At 65.8% G+C, this 16,540-nt stretch carries 15 protein-coding genes; 3 read left to right on the forward strand and 12 right to left on the reverse strand.

Annotated features, from left to right (window positions below):
* From ggt to N5D48_RS15445, 6 genes are all read right to left on the reverse strand, one after another.
* Positions 1 to 1,676 (reverse strand): gamma-glutamyltransferase (ggt, locus tag N5D48_RS15420; protein ID WP_279885754.1); only part of this gene is annotated, 1,676 nt, incomplete at its 3' end.
* The gene (locus N5D48_RS15425) at positions 1,676 to 1,927 is read right to left on the reverse strand and encodes a YfhL family 4Fe-4S dicluster ferredoxin (protein WP_009396754.1); all 252 of its coding nucleotides are present in this window, start codon (positions 1,925 to 1,927) and stop codon (positions 1,676 to 1,678) included. The genes N5D48_RS15425 and ggt, both read right to left, overlap by 1 nt.
* A 109-nt stretch (positions 1,928 to 2,036) precedes the next feature.
* Positions 2,037 to 2,516, reverse strand: a complete 480-nt coding sequence (gene coaD / locus N5D48_RS15430) for a pantetheine-phosphate adenylyltransferase (protein ID WP_279806894.1) — start codon at positions 2,514 to 2,516, stop codon at positions 2,037 to 2,039.
* 111 nt (positions 2,517 to 2,627) lie between these two features.
* Positions 2,628 to 4,226, reverse strand: coding sequence for a GMC family oxidoreductase (locus N5D48_RS15435; RefSeq protein WP_279885756.1), 1,599 nt, complete (start codon positions 4,224 to 4,226; stop codon positions 2,628 to 2,630).
* Between the two features lie 41 nt (positions 4,227 to 4,267).
* Positions 4,268 to 4,753, reverse strand: coding sequence for a twin-arginine translocation pathway signal protein (locus N5D48_RS15440; RefSeq protein WP_279885757.1), 486 nt, complete (start codon positions 4,751 to 4,753; stop codon positions 4,268 to 4,270).
* Between the two features lie 13 nt (positions 4,754 to 4,766).
* Positions 4,767 to 6,197: a coniferyl aldehyde dehydrogenase gene (locus N5D48_RS15445; protein ID WP_279885758.1), complete on the reverse strand. Its 1,431-nt coding sequence runs from the start codon at positions 6,195 to 6,197 to the stop codon at positions 4,767 to 4,769.
* A 144-nt stretch (positions 6,198 to 6,341) separates the two neighbouring features.
* Between N5D48_RS15445 and N5D48_RS15450 the strand changes: the two genes are divergently transcribed.
* The 3 genes from N5D48_RS15450 to N5D48_RS15460 all read left to right on the forward strand — a co-directional run bounded on the left by N5D48_RS15450 (position 6,342) and on the right by N5D48_RS15460 (position 9,118).
* The gene (locus N5D48_RS15450; RefSeq protein ID WP_279885759.1) at positions 6,342 to 7,007 is read left to right on the forward strand and encodes a TetR/AcrR family transcriptional regulator; all 666 of its coding nucleotides are present in this window, start codon (positions 6,342 to 6,344) and stop codon (positions 7,005 to 7,007) included.
* 35 nt (positions 7,008 to 7,042) lie between these two features.
* The gene (locus tag N5D48_RS15455) at positions 7,043 to 7,897 is read left to right on the forward strand and encodes a sulfurtransferase (protein WP_279885760.1); all 855 of its coding nucleotides are present in this window, start codon (positions 7,043 to 7,045) and stop codon (positions 7,895 to 7,897) included.
* A 345-nt stretch (positions 7,898 to 8,242) separates the two neighbouring features.
* Entirely contained in the window at positions 8,243 to 9,118 is an 876-nt protein-coding gene (locus N5D48_RS15460) for an RHS repeat-associated core domain-containing protein (RefSeq protein WP_279885761.1), read from the forward strand.
* A 42-nt stretch (positions 9,119 to 9,160) separates the two neighbouring features.
* Here N5D48_RS15460 and N5D48_RS15465 read toward each other — a convergent pair whose 3' ends face one another.
* From N5D48_RS15465 to N5D48_RS15490, 6 genes are all read right to left on the reverse strand, one after another.
* On the reverse strand, positions 9,161 to 10,153 hold the full coding sequence (locus N5D48_RS15465) for a hydrolase (RefSeq protein WP_279885762.1): 993 nt from the start codon (positions 10,151 to 10,153) through the stop codon (positions 9,161 to 9,163).
* Between the two features lie 60 nt (positions 10,154 to 10,213).
* Entirely contained in the window at positions 10,214 to 11,569 is a 1,356-nt protein-coding gene (locus N5D48_RS15470; RefSeq protein ID WP_279885764.1) for a pitrilysin family protein, read from the reverse strand.
* Positions 11,562 to 12,851 carry a pitrilysin family protein gene (locus N5D48_RS15475; RefSeq protein ID WP_279885765.1) on the reverse strand — a complete coding sequence of 430 codons (1,290 nt, stop codon included), beginning with the start codon at positions 12,849 to 12,851 and terminating at the stop codon, positions 11,562 to 11,564. The genes N5D48_RS15470 and N5D48_RS15475 overlap by 8 nt, the downstream gene beginning before the upstream one ends.
* Before the next feature lie 80 nt (positions 12,852 to 12,931).
* The gene (gene rsmD / locus N5D48_RS15480) at positions 12,932 to 13,534 is read right to left on the reverse strand and encodes a 16S rRNA (guanine(966)-N(2))-methyltransferase RsmD (protein WP_279885766.1); all 603 of its coding nucleotides are present in this window, start codon (positions 13,532 to 13,534) and stop codon (positions 12,932 to 12,934) included.
* The gene (locus tag N5D48_RS15485) at positions 13,534 to 15,027 is read right to left on the reverse strand and encodes a pitrilysin family protein (protein ID WP_279885767.1); all 1,494 of its coding nucleotides are present in this window, start codon (positions 15,025 to 15,027) and stop codon (positions 13,534 to 13,536) included. The genes rsmD and N5D48_RS15485 overlap by 1 nt, the downstream gene beginning before the upstream one ends.
* Entirely contained in the window at positions 15,020 to 16,375 is a 1,356-nt protein-coding gene (locus N5D48_RS15490) for a pitrilysin family protein (RefSeq protein ID WP_279885768.1), read from the reverse strand. The genes N5D48_RS15485 and N5D48_RS15490 overlap by 8 nt, the downstream gene beginning before the upstream one ends.
* Between the last annotated feature and the right edge of the window lie 165 nt (positions 16,376 to 16,540).

Below are 16,540 nucleotides of genomic sequence, written 5' to 3' on the forward strand. Positions count from 1 at the left end.
ACTACCGCCGCCTGGCCTACACCCCTGGGATCACTGGCCGCCTCCACGGTCTCGGCAGTCTTGTCCCAATACAGCACCTGCTGATTCCCGTATTGGCGCCCGACATCCTTCAGCCGATACCCACGCCCTTCAAGCTCGGCTTTCTGCCCTGCGCTGAACGTCCCCGGTTCATGCTCCACCACATCCGGCAGGTACTGATGGTGGTAGCGCGGCGTCGCCGGCCACTCGGCCACCGGCCTGCCTTCCAGGAACCCCAGCACCGACAGCAGCACCATGCTCGGGATCCGGCTGCCGCCCGGGGTGCCGAAGCTGGCGAACTGGCTGGGGCTTTCAATGAAGGTCGGGCTCATGCTCGACAAGGGCCGCTTGCCCGCCGCCACTGCGTTGGCCTGGCTGCCGGCCAGGCCGTAGCTGTTGCTGCCGCCGGGATCGGCGGCGAAGTCGTCCATCTCGTTGTTCAGCACCACGCCGGTGCCCGGCACGCTGAACGCGGCGCCGAACGGCAGGTTGACCGACAGCGTGGCGGACACGGCATTGCCCTCGGCGTCGATCACCGCGAAATGCGTGGTGTGATCGCCTTCACGCCAGGCCGGCGAGGGCGGCAGGGCGCTGCTGGGGGTGGCCTGGCGCACGTCGATGCTGTCGGCCAGCCCGGTGAGGTACTGGCGCGCCAGCAAGCGGTTGACCGGGTTGCTCACATAGTCCGGATCGCCCAGCAGGCCACGGTCACGGTAGGCGCGGCGCAGGACCTCGATCACGTAATGGCTGCGCTGCACCGGCTCGGCGCTCTGCCAGGGCAGGCGCTGGAGCATGGCCAGGCTCTGGGCCAGGGCGATGCCGCCGGCCGAAGGCGGCGGGCTGCTGATCAGCTCGCGCTGGTCGGCCAGGGGGTAGCGCAGCGGTTCACGCCAGACGGTGCGATAGCCGCTCAGATCATCCAGGCTCCAGACCCCGCCAGCCGCGCGCACGCCCGCGACCAGGCGCTCGGCCATCGGCCCTCGGTAGAAACCATCGCGCCCCTGCTCGGCCATGCGCTGCAGGGTCGCGGCCAGTTCGGGCTGGCGAATCACCGTGCCCAAGGCCGGCACGTCGTTGGCCGTGAGAAACAGCCGGGCGCTCTCGGCGTCATCACGCAGGGCACTCAGGCGCATGGTGGCGCGGTCGCGGTAGACGCGATCGACGGCGAAGCCTTGGTTGGCCAGGCGAATGGCCGGGGCCAGGCTGTCCTTGAGCGGCAGCCTGCCATGGCTGGCGGCAAGGTCGGCCAGCGCCTGGGGCAGGCCGGGAATGGCGGCGGCCAGCGGCCCGTTGATCGACAGGCCCGGCTGGACCTTGCCGTCCTTCAGGTACATGTCCGCCCGGGCGGCCGCGGGGGCGCGTTCACGGGCATCGAGGAAGGCATAGCGAGGGGTGTCGGCGCTTTCGCGCAGAAGGAAGAAACCACCGCCTCCCAGGCCCGAGCCGTAGGGTTCGACCACGGCCAGCGCGGCGCCGATGGCCACGGCGGCATCGAAGGCGTTGCCGCCCTGTCGCAGGATCTGCGCGGCGGCGGCGGTGGCTTCGCTGTGCGGGCTGGCGATCGCCGCCCGGCCCGGGCCTTCGGCCAGGGCGCCGGTCGCCAGCAGCGCGAGGACGGCGCCGACGACGGCATGGCGCAGTGCCGCGACGAACGGCATCAGGCTTTGCCGGTGATCCGACGGTACTTGGCCATCAGCTCTTCTTCTGTTTCCGGGTGGGCTTCATCCAGGGGGATGCAGTCCACCGGGCAGACCTGCTGGCACTGTGGCTCGTCGTAGTGGCCCACGCACTGGGTGCACAGGTTGGGGTCGATCACGTAGATCTCTTCGCCTTGCGAGATGGCGGCGTTCGGGCACTCGGGTTCGCAGACGTCGCAGTTGATGCAATCGTCGGTGATGATCAGGGACATGGGGACTCCGGCCTGGGCATCGGGCCCGGGCATGTTTCAAAGCGATGGGCGCAATTGTGCCGGATTCGCGCCCGCAGTGCACGCGGGCGCGACATCGTGGACGCGAAGCCTACTTGCGAAAGCGTTCGGTCAGGGCGTCGGCCACGGCGGGGTGGACGAACTTGGTGATATCGCCGCCCAGCGCGGCGATTTCCCGGACCAGGGTCGAGGAAATGAACGAGTAGCGCTCCGATGGCGTCAGGAACAGGCTCTCGACGTCCGGCGCCAGCTGACGGTTCATGTTGGCCAGCTGGAACTCGTACTCGAAGTCCGAGACCGCGCGCAGGCCACGCAGGAAGACATTGGCGCCTTGCTCCTTGGCGAAATGCGCCAGCAGGGTGGAGAAGCCGATGACTTCGACATTGGGCAGGTGCTTGGTGACCTCGCGGGCCAGCGCCACCCGTTGTTCCAGCGGGAACAGGGGGTTTTTCTTCGGGCTGGCCGCCACGGCGATGATCACGTGGTCGAACAGCCGCGAGGCGCGCTCGACCAGGTCGCCATGGCCTTTGGTAATGGGGTCGAAAGTACCCGGGTACAACACTCGGTTCATCGCGTCATCCTGGCTGGAGTGCGTTGGGGAGTCGGATGGTAGCGCAGCGATTGCGCCCGGCCAAGTCGCGTGGCTGGCCGATGGCACTATAGACAGCATGGGTATTGGCTGTCATGTGCCGGGTGCCAGGCGGCCGATGAGCGCCTCGCTGAGCATGGCGGTCAGGGCGTAGACCGAAAGCTGTGGGTTGGCGCCGATGCTGGTGGGGAACAGCGAGCCGTCGTGGATCGACAGGTTTTCCAGCTGGTGATGCCGGCCCAGGCTGTCGCACACCGCCTGGCGCGGGTCCTCGCCCAGGGCGCAGCCGCCCATGACATGGGCACTGCCCAGGCGCATGCGCAGCAGCTCCAGAGGTAGCTTGTCGATCATGGCCTGGGCCTGCGTGGCGTCGGTGACGTAGCGGGCATCGCCGTGTACCGGCATCACCTGGCGGGCACCCGCGGCGAACTGGATCTGCGCCATGCTGTGCCAGGCCCGGCGCAGCCCGTCGCGCAGGTAGTCGGTGACAGGGTAGTCGAGCACCGGCGAGCCATCGCCGCGCAGCTCCACCTGGCCGCCCGGGCTGTCAGGGTGGAAACCATCGCGCAGCAGCGCCAGCATCACATGGGTATGCGGTAGTTCGGCCATGCGCAAGGCGTTGTCCCGGCCATGGCCGCCGAGCAGGGTGCTGGCCAGGGCCGGGTGCAATGGCGGGACCTCGAGCTTGTAGCCGATCGGGCCGGTGACGCCGTCCTGCCATTGGAACTGGTCGCTGTAGATCGACTGCGGCGCGCCGTAATAGGGGTCGATCTTCGTCTCGAACTGCGCGGCGCTGAAGTTGACCAGGTGCAGGAAGGTGCGCTTGCCCAGGCGCTGGTGCGGGTCAGGGGCGTCGGAGCGCAGCAGCAGCGCCGGGCTGTTGATGCCGCCGCCGGCCAGTACGTAGTGGCCGGCGCGGATCTTGATCTGGCGGCCGGTGGGTTGGATGCCCTGGCGGTCCAGTGCCAGGCACTGCAGGTGGTCGATGCGCTGGCCGTCATGGCTGAAGCGCTCGGCGCGGGCCAGGTAGAGCAACTCGCCACCGTGTTCCAGGGTGGCGGGGATGCTGGTGACGAGCATCGACTGCTTGGCGTTGACCGGACAGCCCATGCCGCAGTAGCCCAGGTTCCAGCATCCGCGCACGTTGCGTGGGATCACCGCCCAGCGGTGACCCAGCGCCTCGCAGCCGCGACGCAGGACATCGTTGTTGGCGTTCGGTGGCACCGGCCAGGGAATGATGCCCAGGCGCTGCTCCATGCGCTCGAACCAGGGTGCCATCGCCTCGCTGTCCAGGCCTTTGACGCCATGTTCCCGGGCCCAGTGCGCCAGGGTCTGTGCCGGCGTGCGGAAGCTCGACGTCCAGTTGACCAGGGTGGTGCCGCCCACCGCGCGGCCTTGCAGGATGGTGATGGCGCCATCCTTGCTCAGGCGGCCCAGACCTTCCTGGTAGAGCTCTGCGTAGGCTTCATGTTCCAGCAGATGGAAGTCGCTGCTGGTCTTGAGTGGGCCTTCCTCGATCAGCAGCACCTTGAGACCCGCCGCGCTGAGCCGTTCGGCGGTGGTGGCGCCGCCCGCGCCGCTGCCGATGATGGCGACGTCGGCTTCGAGGGTCTGGTCCTGCTCCAGGCGTGAGCCGTCGTGAGTGGTCCAGCCTCTTTCCAGGCCTTGGCGAAACGGATCGGGGACGGGCATTGGCTGGTCTCCAGGAGAGCGAGGGCATCCCTGTGGGAGGGTCAGATCTTCGGTGGGCCTGGGTAGCCACAGGCCGCCCACGACTCGGGGCGTTCGTACCAGGCCATGAGCAGCAGTTGCAGCAGCGAGGCATGCCCTTGGCGCAGCAGGTCCAGTGAGCTGTCGCGCCAACGTTCGAGAAAATCTTCCACATCGTTGCTGGTGGCGCTGGCCCAGCCGCCCCAGATGCCGGTCAGTGGGCCTCGGGTCAAGGGCAGGGTGAGCACGTCGAACAACTGCCGGGTCAGCTTGAGCATGGCCGGTGAAAGAGCCGCCAGCTTGTGGTCGAGGCTTTTCAGTACCTGCTCCGTGGCGGCCTGGGTGCCCGCCAGGATTACGGGAGCCAGGGCCTGCAGCAGGGGCAGGTCGTCATTGCGCAGGACGTGATAACCGGGCGAGGCCGTCTGCTTCGAGCAGCCGACCAGGCTGGTGGCGCCGAGGAACAGGCTGGCGCCCAGGCTGAATCTGAGCAGGTCGCGACGCTGCATACCGTGCCTGCCCTCAGCGGATGAACAGTTTGTAGACCAGACGCTGCAAGGCTTTGCCATAAGGCGGGTAGATCGCCCTGGCGGCATTGAGGCGCTGCTTGGCCAGCACGGCCTTGGCCTTGCTGAAGGTCAGGAAGCCTTCATGGCCATGGTAGTGGCCCATGCCGGAGGGTCCGATGCCACCGAATGGCAGGTCATCCTGGGCCACGTGCAGCAGGGTGTCATTGAGGCAGACGCCGCCGGAATGGGTATCGCGCAGCACCCGGGCCTGTTCACCGCGGTCGTAGCCGAAGTAGTAGAGCGCCAGGGGACGAGGGCGCTGGTTGATGTAGGCCAGCGCGTCGTCCAGGCGGTCGTAGGGCACCAGCGGTAGCAACGGGCCGAAGATCTCGTCCTGCATCACCTGCATGCTGTCGTTCACCTGCAGCAGCAAGTGCGGCGGCAGTTGGCGGCCCTGGCGTGGCTCGTCGGGGTACAGGTCGAGCACCCGCGCGCCGTGCTCGCGGGCGTCCTGCAGCAGGTGATTCAGGCGTGCGAGCTGGCGCTCGTTGATGATCGCGCTGTAGTCGGGGTTGTCGGTGATGCGCGGATAGAAGCGCTGGACGGCGCGTCGGTAGGCGTCGGCGAAGGGCTCCAGGCGCTCGCGGGGCACCAGCACATAGTCAGGCGCGACGCAGGTCTGGCCGGCGTTGAGGGTCTTGCCGAAGGCGATGCGCTCGGCGGCGGTGTCCAGCGGCACGTCGCTGGAGACGATCGCCGGCGATTTGCCGCCCAGTTCCAGGGTCACCGGGGTGAGATTCTGCGCGGCGGCCAGCATCACATGACGGCCGACACTGGTGGCGCCGGTGAACAGCAGGTGATCGAACGGCAGGCGGGCGAAGGCCTGGCCGACTTCCACCTCGCCCAGCACCACGCTGACCAGGTCGCTGGGGAACACGCGCTCGAGCAGGGTCTTGAGCACCTGGCCGGTGGTCGGCGTGGATTCGCTGAGCTTGAGCATGACCCGATTGCCCGCCGCCAGGGCGCCGGTCAGCGGGCCGATGGCGAGGAACAGCGGGTAGTTCCACGGCACGATGACCCCTACCACGCCCAGCGGTTGGTACTGCACCCGCGCGCTGGCGGGCTGGAAGGCCAGGCCGACCTTGCGTCGCGAGGGCCGCATCCAGCGCCCGAGCTGCTTTTCGGCATCGCGCAGGCCCATGATCGACGGCATCAGTTCGGCGATCAGGGTCTCGTCGCGGCTGCGCCCGCTGAAGTCGGCATCGATGGCCGCGATCAAGGTCTCCTGTTCGGCCAGCAGCGCCTCGCGCAAGCTCCTGAGCCACTGCCGGCGCTGTGCGGCCGGCGGCATGGGATTGCCGGCGAATGCCTGGCGCTGGGCGTCGAACGTCGCTGGCAGGTCGAGGTCGGATTGCACGACGGGGAGAACGGCAGGCGAGGTCATGGCGGCTCCAGGCGGGGTGAGTGAATAGAGCATATACTCTAATTGGCACCATCGTGCATTATTTTTCACCGGGTTGGCGGTGCCCGTACGCGCTGGAAGCCGTAAGATGGGACCGATCATTGGAGCTTGAGACTGGAGCTGAGCATGGCCCCGCGCATGAACACCCGAGAGCGCATCGTGCAGAGCAGCCTGGAGCTGTTCAACCAGCAGGGCGAACGTTGCGTCAGCACCAACCACATCGCCGCGCACCTGGAGATCTCGCCCGGCAACCTGTACTACCACTTCCCCAACAAGCAGGCGATCATCGCCCTGCTGTTCAGTCAGTACGAAGAGCTGGTGGACAGCTTCCTGCGCCCGCCCCAGGGGCGTGTCGCCACCGTCGAGGACAAGCGCTTCTACCTCAAGGCGCTGCTGGCGGCGATGTGGAACTACCGCTTCCTGCACCGCGACCTCGAGCACCTGCTCGAAAGCGATCCGGAACTGGCCGCCCGCTACCGGCGCTTTTCCCGGCGCTGCCTGCAGCAGGGCCAGGCGATCTACCGCGGCTTCGTCGAGGCCGGCATCCTGGCCATGGATGCCGCGCAGATCGAGTCGCTGACCATCAACGCCTGGATCGTGCTGACCTCCTGGGTGCGCTTTCTCAGCACCACCCGGGAGCACTCCGCGCACCTGGGTGAAGAAGCGTTCATGCGCGGCGTCTATCAGGTGGTGGTGCTGGAGCTGGGGTATGTCACCCCGGGCTCGAGTGCTGCGGTGCAGGCGTTGTGCGATGAGTTCCACGTCCCGTTCAACCAGGCCCTGGAGCACTGATCCGGGGTCTTCGAGCCATTCATCAGGAGATTGTCATGCCCCTTGCGCAACTGATCACCCCGCCACAGCTGGCCGAGCGCCTGGACGCGCCCGGCCTGGTGATCCTCGATTGTCGCTTTGCCCTGGAAGATATCGACTACGGCCAACGCAGCTATGCCGAGGGGCATATCGCCGGGGCACACTTCGCCGATCTCGAACGTGACCTGAGCGGGCCGGTAGTCAAGGGGCGCACGGGGCGTCATCCGCTGCCCGATTCGCAGCGACTGGTAGAGCGCCTACGCGAATGGGGCGTGGACAACGACAGCCAGGTGGTGCTCTACGACGACGGCCCGGGCGCTTTCGCCGCCAGGACTTGGTGGCTGCTGGCCTGGCTTGGCAAGCGCGACGCGGTGTTCATCCTCGATGGCGGGCTCAAGGCCTGGCATGCCGCGCACCTGCCGCTGAGCCTGGACCCGCCGGTGCGCCGCGAGGGCAACTTCAGCGGGGAGCCGGACATGAAGCTGCTGATCGATGCCGCGCACCTTGGCAAGCGCCTGGGTGATCCAGCGCTGACCTTGATCGATGCCCGTGGGCTACCGCGTTTTCGCGGCGAGGTGGAACCGATCGACCCGGTGGCTGGGCATATCCCGGGGGCGCAGTGCGCGGCGTTCACCGACAACCTTGGCGCCGATGGGCGTTTTCTGCCGGCCGACAAGCTCAAGCAGCGGTTCGCCGAGCAACTGGCGGGGCGTTCTCCAGATGACCTGGTGGCCTATTGCGGCTCTGGCGTGACGGCTTGCCACAATCTGTTTGCGCTGGCTTTGGCGGGGTACCCGCTGGGTCGGTTGTATGCCGGGTCGTGGAGCGAATGGATCAATGATCCGCAGCGTGGCGTGGCCATCGGCGACTGACGCGCACTGGGTCGCCCGGATGACGGCACTGGCATTTGGCGTTCGGGGCGATCTCCTTCAGGAGATTGCCCCGTTGAAGCGATAGGTTATGTGAGAACGGACGTGCCTCACGACAGGGGCAGCATAAGGAGAGCGTAAACTTCAATCATCTTGATGGATTGATGTTTGGTGCTACCTGGCAATTTTGTCAGTTATGCTCACGCAGGCTCGATGTTAGTCTGATCGCAGAGTGTTTGAGCTATAGATGCATCCTGCGGCGGATATGCTCAAGGTGGGTCATGATTTACCGTGACTTGAAAGACCACGGAGCACTTGGGTCCGCCTTTGGTATAAGGGATATCATAGATGCCGACGACCCGGTTACTTGCGACTGATCGTCTCAAGACTACGAATTTTACGCTGACTGAAACAGGTGCTTCGGCGGCTGTCTACGCGGTCTATGGTTTTCGCAGCGATCACCAAAATATTTCGCGTGCCGGATTTATCGGGGTGATACGCGAGCGAAGTGTGGGCTGGTATCTGCTTGGAAATGGTCATCGTACTTTTAACTCGGTGCTTATGCGTTTCCATTCGCCGGACCAATTGAGCCCGTTTGGAAAGGGTGGCATCAATGCTTACGCATATTGCACAGGGGATCCGGTGAATTTCCATGATCGCGGTGGCAGGGTGGGTACTGGCGTCGGGCCACTCATCAAGAGCACGCTATCGGTGGGGGTCAATGCTGGAAAGGGCATGCATACTATTGCTACATGGAGTAAGAAGACAGCGCTTGGAAAGGCTATAGACGGGAGTCTTGGCGTTTTAGGTACGCTGACTTCGGTTGCGCAGTGGGCGGTGGTTTTCGATGATATGCTTTACCAGCCATCACGTGATATAGGGATTGCTCCTCCTCACGGTATCGTTTCTCACTTTCCAGAATATTTGGGCTATGCGTCGGATGCCATCACCGTTCTCAACTTCCTGAAAGTTGTCCATGACGCCTCTCCGGCCATTGGCAACTATATCAGGCGAGGCGCACGCGGTGCAGGAACGGGAAGGGACGCTGAGCGCGCGGGCGATGCAAGCATACCTTTGACTCCAGGGAGTTACACGGTCAATACCGACTCTGGACCGGTATCATTTACCGTGGCTGAACAGGCAAGTCTGGTACGAACCAACGCGACTTCCAATCGCGCCGACAATGCGGTGGCTGATGACCCTACCGGTCTCGACATACTTTAAGCGTATTGTGCAGAAGTACCCTTGTTGTAGGTGTTTACGGGCTTAGCGCCCGTCAACCAGCCACTGCGGAATCCGCCGTTCCAGGTAATACCCCGGATTGCGCAGGCTGCCATCCACGAATCCCACATGCCCACCCCGGCTGTGCAGTTCGAACTGGGTCCCGGCCGCCAGCTCATTGGCGTTCGGCAGGCTGTGGCCGAACACGAAGGGATCGTCGCTGGCATGGATGATCAGCGTTGGCGTGCGGTTTTCTCCCAGGTAGTAACGACTGGATGCCTGGCGGTAGTAGTCGTGGGCATCGCTGAAACCGTTGAGTGGCGCGGTGACCTTGCCATCGAAGTCCCAGAAGGTGCGTAGGTTGCGCAGCGAACCCAGGCGCTCGATCGCGGCCAGGCCTTCGTGGTGGCCGTTGTCATGGAAGTGCCGTTGCTTGTCTTGCACGTAGGCCAGCATCTCGCGCATGAAGTGCGCCTGGTAGATCTTCGAGAAGCCCAGGCCGATACGATCGGCGCATTGATCCAGGCGAAACGGCACCGAGACCGCCACCGCCGCTTGCAGTTCGCTGGCCGAGCCGCTTTCCCCTAGGTACTTGAGCAGCACGTTGCCACCCAGCGAATAGCCAACCGCATACAACGGTGCCAGTGGCCGCAGGGCGCGCAGATGGCGGATGGTCTCGGCCAGGTCTTCGCTGGCGCCTGAGTGGTAGCTGCGCGCCAGCAGGTTCGGCTCACCCGAGCAGCCGCGCCAGTTCACCGCGACGCTGGCCCAGCCTCGAGCCTGCAGGGCCAGTTGCAGGCCTTTGACATAGGGCGAGTTGGACGACCCGGTCAGTCCATGCAGCACCAGCACCAGAGGCGCATCGACCTGATGTGGGCCATGCCAGTCAAGATCGAGGAAATCGCCGTCGGCCAGCCACAGGCGCTCGCGATCGCGCGCCAGGTCCGGGAGCTTGCGCCAGAGCGGGCCCCACAACGTCTGCAGATGGGGATTGGACAGGCCAGTGGCCGGGCGGAAGGTGGCGGTGAGGCTGGGCATGCTGGGTGGCTCGTGATGTGCCTTCCTAGAGTGCCATGAAACACCGCCACTGTAAGTGCGCTATTGGTCGGGCAGCGCCTGCTGCGTGGCCGAAGGGCCGACGCTGGCCCTGACCATGCGCCGTGGCGAAAGGCAGCGCCCCAGTACCGTGCGCAGGTCCTCGGTGTTCAGATTGCGCAGTTGCTCCCAGCGTTGCGAAAGCGTCCGGGCGGGATCGCTGGTGAATCGAGCCGTGTTGTTCAATTCATGGGCCAGTGCGGCATTGCTCGCCGATTGCCGGAGCCACTCGCTGGCAATCGCCTCTTGCGTCAGGCTCAGCTCCGACGCCGATGGCCCCGACTCGATGAACTCGGCGATGACCTGCGCGGCCAATGCCTGGGAGGCCTGGACCCGTTCGGGGGCAACGTCCCACTGCACCGTGAACGTTTCGGCGAAGCGGTTGCGGATGATACCGCCCTGCACGCTGTAGCTGGTCCCGTGCCTGCCCCGTAGTGCTCGGGGCAGTCGCGACTGCGACCCCCCCACGAGAATATGCATGGCCGCCGTCAGCGCTGGTCGGTCAGCGTCCTCTGCCTCGACCGGCAGCGCGAGCCCGGCCCAGCAGTTGGTGCCAGGTCTCTCGATGTGAACGCTCTGGGCCACGTTTTCGGCAGGACTGTGCAGCCCGTGGGTAAAGTCCGCGTTGGGCAGGACATGGCTGATCTCGAGGGCAAGGCGTTCGGCCTCGGCCCGGGTGAGGTCACCTACCAGGGTGATGCTGAGGTTCTGCGCCGAGTAGGCGCGATGGTAGAAGTCGACGACCTGTTGCGAGCTGATCGCGTCGATCTCCCGCAGGGAACCACCCAGATAGTGAGTAGCATAAGGATGCAGGCCGTAGAGCTGGTCGAAGAGCGCCTGCCGTAAGGCGAACACGGGGTGCTGCTGGCGCTGGCTCAGCGTATCCCGCCATTTGCGCCGGGCTTCTTGCAACTGCTCGTTGGCTAGCAGCGGGCGCCCGACGATATCGCTCAGCAGGTCGATGGCCTGCTCGCGCAGGTCGACCGATGACAGGCAACGCAGCGACAACGTGCTGTGTTCAGCCCGTGACGCCCTGGAGAGTTCGCAGCCAAGGGCCTCCAACTTTTCGGCGATCTGCTTGCCGGTGAACCTCATGCTCCCTTGGTCGATCATCTCCAGGGTCACCGCCGCCAGGCCAGGGTGCGGACCATCGTGCGCGCTACCGGCATCGAAGCGCAGCTTCAGGTCCAGCATGGGCAGGTGGCTGGCTGCCACGAATAGCACCCTGGTGCCCTGGGGAGTGGTCCATTGCTCGATGGCGAGCTTCGCCTCGGGAATCGCCGGCGGTCCTTCGGCGGGCAGGCTGGTCAGTCCGCCGAAGCCCTGCGCTCGGCCTTGAGGTACGGAAAGATCACTCATCTGGGTTCTGCTCCTTTTGCAGGATCATGACGCTCGCCGAGTCTGCCGCCAGGCAGGTCTCGGCTGCCTGGCGTATGTCCTGGCTGGTCAATGCGCGGATGCTGTCGAGGCGCTGGGTGGTTTGCGCAGGGTCAAGGCCACTGCTCGCGTACAGGCCCAGCAGCCACGCCTGGGCGGCATGGCTGTCCTGGGCGAAGACTTCCTGGGCCATCAGCCGGGCCTTGAGCCGTTCCAGTTCGCTGGTGTCGGTGGGCGCCTGCCTGAGGCGCTCGATCTGCTGGCTGACCAGGCTGAAGGCCTGTTCGGTGTCGGTTTCGTCGTTGCGAAAACCGTACAGGGTGAACAGGCTATTGCCCCGCTGCAGCGGGTTGTAATAGACATTCGCCGAGGACAGGACCGGGCTGTTGCGCACTAGCGTGCAGTGCAGCCGACTGGCAAGCATCTCCCGCAGCAACAGCAGCGCGAACGCCTGACTTGGCTGTGTCGTCGTGGCCAGGCTGGGGGCCGGGAAGGCAATCGCGACGCCGGTCTTGAGGATCGGGTGTTCGAGGGTGAAGCGCTGCTGGGCGGCCGGTCGGGCCAGACGCGGGAGTGGCCTGGGGGGCAGGGTGCCTTGGACAATGCCGGAGAACTGCCGCTCCACCAGCGTTCGCAGGGCGTCGAGCTCGATGGCGCCGACAACGATGAGCGAGGCATTGTTGGGCCAGTACCACGTGTCGTACCAGCCACGCACATCCTCAAGCCGCAGGCGCTCCAGGTCGGCGGCATGGCCGATCACCGGGATGGCGTAGCCGCTACCGCCATAGGCGGCCTGACGAATGCGCTCGAGAGCGATCTGCTCGACACTGTTGTCGATCTGGCTGCGACGCTCGGCCTTGATAACGTCGAGCACCTTGGGAAACTCCGCCTCGCCGAGCGTGGCACTGCGCATGGAGTCGGCCAGGATCTCCAGCGCGGTTTCCAGGCGTGGCACCGGCAGGCTCATCTCGAACGCGGTGCCGTCCTTCGTCGTATAGGCATCCGGCGTGGCGCCCAGGCGCGAGATGGCGTGCTGGTACTGGCCGGGCGTGAGCTTGCCGCTGCCCTGGAACATCAGGTGCTCCAAGGCATGGGACAGCCCGGTCTTGCCGGGTGTTTCGTCGCTGGAACCAATGTGGTACCAGAGCTGCGCGGTGACCACTGGCGCTCGTGGGTCTTGGCGCAGCCAGACCTGCAGGCCGTTGGCGAGTTGGAAATGCTGCACGGCCGAGGCGGCAGGCGATGGCGGTGAGGCATTGGACATGGCTGAAGTGCTCCTCTGCGGTAAATGAGGAGCAGCTTCAGCGATGCGGCATGGCCGCAGGTGTTACTTAGATATGCCGCTCAGCCACGTTGCCATAGCGCGTAGTGCACCTGGCCGGTCTTCTTCTCGCGGTGCAGGCGCCAGTTGCCGGGCATCGGCAGCGTCGAAGGCGCGGCCTCGCTTTCGGTGTAGATCCACGCTTGCTCGCGCAACCACTGGCCTTGCTCCAGCAGGTTGCAGGCATTGGCCAGCAAGTCCTGGTGGAAGGGCGGGTCGAGGAACACGACGTCGAATTGCTGCTTGGCCGGGCCTTGCAGATAGCGCAGGGCATCGCTTTGCAGGATCTGTCCGCGCGGGCAGCGCAGCAGTTCGAGGTTGTGCTTGAGGTTGGCGATGGCCGCCGGGTTGCTGTCCAGCGCCACGGCGTTCTCGGCACCGCGCGACAGCGCTTCGAGCACCAGGGCACCGCTGCCGGTGAAGGCATCGAGCACCAGGGCGCCTTCGATATGCGGCGCCAGCCAGTTGAACAGGGTCTCGCGCACGCGGTCGGGCGTTGGCCGCAGGCCTTCGCCTTCCGGCACTGCCAGGCGGCGGCTGCGCCACTCGCCGGCGATGATGCGCAACTGGCCGGGGCCCTTGCTGGCGCCCGGGGCCGGGCGCGCGGGTGTGTTGGGTCTTGCCATTAGTGCTCCGGTACGCCGAGCGGCTGCTCGGCGGGTTTTTCAGTGGGGGCTGGCAGCGGCTGCTGCGCTACCTTCGGACCGACGGTGACGATCACCAGCTGGTCCGCCGCGAGGTGCTTGCTCATGGCCGCCTTGACCTGCTCGACGGTCAGCGCCTGGGACTGCTGCATGAAGTCTTCCAGCCAGCTCAGCGGCAGGTTGTAGAAGCCGATGGCGCCGAGCTGGCCGACGATACTGGCGTTGCTGGCATTGGACAGCGGGAAGCTGCCGGCCAGTTCACGCTTGGCGTCGTCCAGCTCTTGTTGCGTCGGGCCGTTCTTCAGGTAGTCGGCGAGGATATCCTGGACCAGCTTGAGCGTGCCCTCGCTGAGTTCGGCGCGGGTCTGCAGGTTGATCATGAACGGACCACGCACCTGCATCGGGCTGAATACCGAGTACACGCCGTAGGTCAGGCCACGTTTCTCGCGCACTTCGCTCATCAGGCGGGTACCGAAAGCACCGCCGCCGAGGATCTGGTTGCCCAGCGACAGTGCCGGCCAGTCGGCGTCGTTGCGGTCGATGCCCAGCTCGGCCAGCATCAAGTGGGTCTGCTTGGACGGGAAGTCGACGTGAGTCACACCCGGCTTGGGCGCGACAGGCTGTTCAGGCTTGGCCAGCGCCGGGCCCTTGGGCAGGCCGGCGGAAACCTGGGCGGCGATGGCCTCGGCCTCGGCGCGGCTGAGATCGCCGACCAGGGCGATCACCGCGTTGCCAGCGGCGTAGGCCTTGCCATGGAAGGCGCGCAGCTGCGCCAGGGTGATGCCGGAAATGGTCTCGGCCGTGCCGTCGCTGGGGTGGGCGTAGGGATGGGTGCCGTACAGGTTGGCGAACAGGGTCTTGCCGGCAATCTTGCCGGGGTTTTGCTTCTCGTACTCGAAACCGGCCAGCAACTGGTTCTTGATGCGCTTGAGGGCGTCCTCAGGGAAGGTCGGCTTGCCGACCACTTCGGTGAACAGTTGCAGCGCCGGCTCGCGCTTGTCCGTGGCGCTGAGGCTGCGCAGCGTGGTCACGGCCATGTCGCGGTACGACCCGTTGCCGAAGTCGGCGCCCAGGCCTTCGAAGCCTTCGGCGATGGCGGTGACGTCCTTGCCGGCCACGCCTTCGTTGAGCATGGCGTTGGTCAGCGCGGCCAGGCCCGGGGTGTCGCCGTCCTGACTGCTGCCGGCGGCGAAGGTCAGGCGCAGGTCGAACATCGGCAGCTCATGGGCCTCGACGAACAGCACGCGGGTGCCTTCGGCGGTGGTCCAGTCCTGGATGTGCAGCTGGCGGCGGCTGGGCGCCTTGCCGTCCAGCTCGGCCAGCGATTGCAGGGTATTGGCCGGGCGGGCCGCGGTGGTCGGCGGGTGGTCGCTGCCGGACTGGGCGGGGCGCGCCAGCAGCAGGGCGAGCGCCACCACCAGCACGATGATCGCCAGGCCGAACAGGGTGTAGCGCGGTGCGCTGCGATCACTCATGGGCGGACTCCTCGGGCAGTACGTGGGCAACGCTCAGGCGTTCGCGGGTGAAATAGGTGCGGGCGGCGGCCTGGATGTCTTCCGGGGTCACGCGCTTGAGATCGTCGAGCTCGCTGTCGATCAGCTTCCAGGACAGGCCGACGGTTTCCAGCTGGCCGATGGTGGTGGCCTGGCTGCTGATGGAATCGCGGTCGTAGACCAGCCCGGCGATCACCTGGGCGCGCACGCGCTCCAGCTCCTCGGCGGTGGGCGGCGTGGTCTTGAGCTCGTCGAGCAGTTGCCAGATGCCTTTCTCCACCTCGGCCAGGGTCTTGTGCTTCTGCACGTTGGGCGTGGCCGAGATCAGGAACAGGCTGTCGCCGCGGGTGAAGGCGTTGTAGCCGGACGACGCGCCGGCCACCAGCTCCTGGCCACGCTCCAGGCGCGCTGGCATGCGGGCGCTGTAGCCGCCGTCGAGCAGTGCCGAGATCAGGCGCAGGGCGTTGACGCTGCGCGGGTCCTTGGCGGTGGCCAGGGCCGGCACGTTGAAGCCGTAGATCAGGCTGGGCAACTGCGTGCGCAGGTGCAGGGTAAGCTGGCGCTGGCCGGGTTCGGCCAGCTCCAGCGGCAACTTGCTCGGTGGCACGGAGCGCTTGGCAATGGGGCCGAAGTACTTCTGCGCGAGGGCCTTGACCTCCTCGGGCTTGACGTCGCCTACCACCACCAAGGTGGCGTTGTTGGGGGCGTACCAGGATTCGTACCAGTGGCGCAGCTCCTCGACTTTCATGCGTTCGAGGTCGGCCATCCAGCCGATGGTCGGGGTGTGGTAGCCGCTGGCCGGGTAGGTCATGGCGCGAAACAGCTCGAAGGCCTTGGCGTTTGGCTGGTCGTCGGTGCGCAGACGGCGCTCTTCCTTGATGACTTCGATTTCCCGGCTGAATTCGTCGGCCGGCAGGCGCAGGCTGGCCAGACGGTCGGCTTCCAGCTCGAAGGCCACCGGCAGACGGTCGCGGGCCAGCACCTGGTAGTAGGCGGTGTAGTCATCGCTGGTGAAGGCGTTCTCTTCGGCGCCAAGATCGCGCAGGATGCGCGAGGCCTCACCGGGGCCGACCTTGGCGCTGCCCTTGAACATCATGTGTTCCAGGGCGTGGGACAGGCCGGTCTGGCCGGGCGTCTCGTAGCTGGAGCCGACCTTGTACCAGATCTGCGAGACCACCACCGGGGCGCGGTGGTCCTCGCGCACGACCACTTTCAGGCCGTTGTCGAGGATGAATTCGTGGGTGGGTTGCACATCGGCGGCGAGAGCCGTCAGCGGCAGGCACAGCGTGCCGAGCAACAGGCCAGCGGCGCGGCGGGCTAGAGCATTCATACGGTGTTCAACCTGTTCGGCGGCCCGCTTGGGTTTAGCGTCGGCGGGCCAGGAGGTGCTAGGATACTGATCCGGTTGCCTGGCGACCATGCCTGTCGCCGTTCTGGCCCACAGGCCCACATGACAAAACGCTGCGCATGAACCCGCTGGCTTTCCGGCAGTCTG

Source organism: Pseudomonas sp. GD03858 (genome assembly GCF_029840925.1).
Lineage (GTDB): Bacteria > Pseudomonadota > Gammaproteobacteria > Pseudomonadales > Pseudomonadaceae > Aquipseudomonas.

Coding starts and splice junctions, on each gene's coding strand:
- coaD (WP_279806894.1), bottom strand. CDS start 2,516: ATGAACCGAGTGTTGTACCCGGGTACTTTCGACCCCATTACCAAAGGC.
- N5D48_RS15470 (WP_279885764.1), bottom strand. CDS start 11,569: ATGAGTGATCTTTCCGTACCTCAAGGCCGAGCGCAGGGCTTCGGCGGA.
- N5D48_RS15490 (WP_279885768.1), bottom strand. CDS start 16,375: ATGAATGCTCTAGCCCGCCGCGCCGCTGGCCTGTTGCTCGGCACGCTG.
- N5D48_RS15425 (WP_009396754.1), bottom strand. CDS start 1,927: ATGTCCCTGATCATCACCGACGATTGCATCAACTGCGACGTCTGCGAA.
- N5D48_RS15465 (WP_279885762.1), bottom strand. CDS start 10,153: ATGCCCAGCCTCACCGCCACCTTCCGCCCGGCCACTGGCCTGTCCAAT.
- N5D48_RS15440 (WP_279885757.1), bottom strand. CDS start 4,753: ATGCAGCGTCGCGACCTGCTCAGATTCAGCCTGGGCGCCAGCCTGTTC.
- N5D48_RS15445 (WP_279885758.1), bottom strand. CDS start 6,197: ATGACCTCGCCTGCCGTTCTCCCCGTCGTGCAATCCGACCTCGACCTG.
- N5D48_RS15435 (WP_279885756.1), bottom strand. CDS start 4,226: ATGCCCGTCCCCGATCCGTTTCGCCAAGGCCTGGAAAGAGGCTGGACC.
- rsmD (WP_279885766.1), bottom strand. CDS start 13,534: ATGGCAAGACCCAACACACCCGCGCGCCCGGCCCCGGGCGCCAGCAAG.
- N5D48_RS15460 (WP_279885761.1), top strand. CDS start 8,243: ATGCCGACGACCCGGTTACTTGCGACTGATCGTCTCAAGACTACGAAT.
- N5D48_RS15485 (WP_279885767.1), bottom strand. CDS start 15,027: ATGAGTGATCGCAGCGCACCGCGCTACACCCTGTTCGGCCTGGCGATC.
- N5D48_RS15475 (WP_279885765.1), bottom strand. CDS start 12,851: ATGTCCAATGCCTCACCGCCATCGCCTGCCGCCTCGGCCGTGCAGCAT.
- N5D48_RS15450 (WP_279885759.1), top strand. CDS start 6,342: ATGGCCCCGCGCATGAACACCCGAGAGCGCATCGTGCAGAGCAGCCTG.
- N5D48_RS15455 (WP_279885760.1), top strand. CDS start 7,043: ATGCCCCTTGCGCAACTGATCACCCCGCCACAGCTGGCCGAGCGCCTG.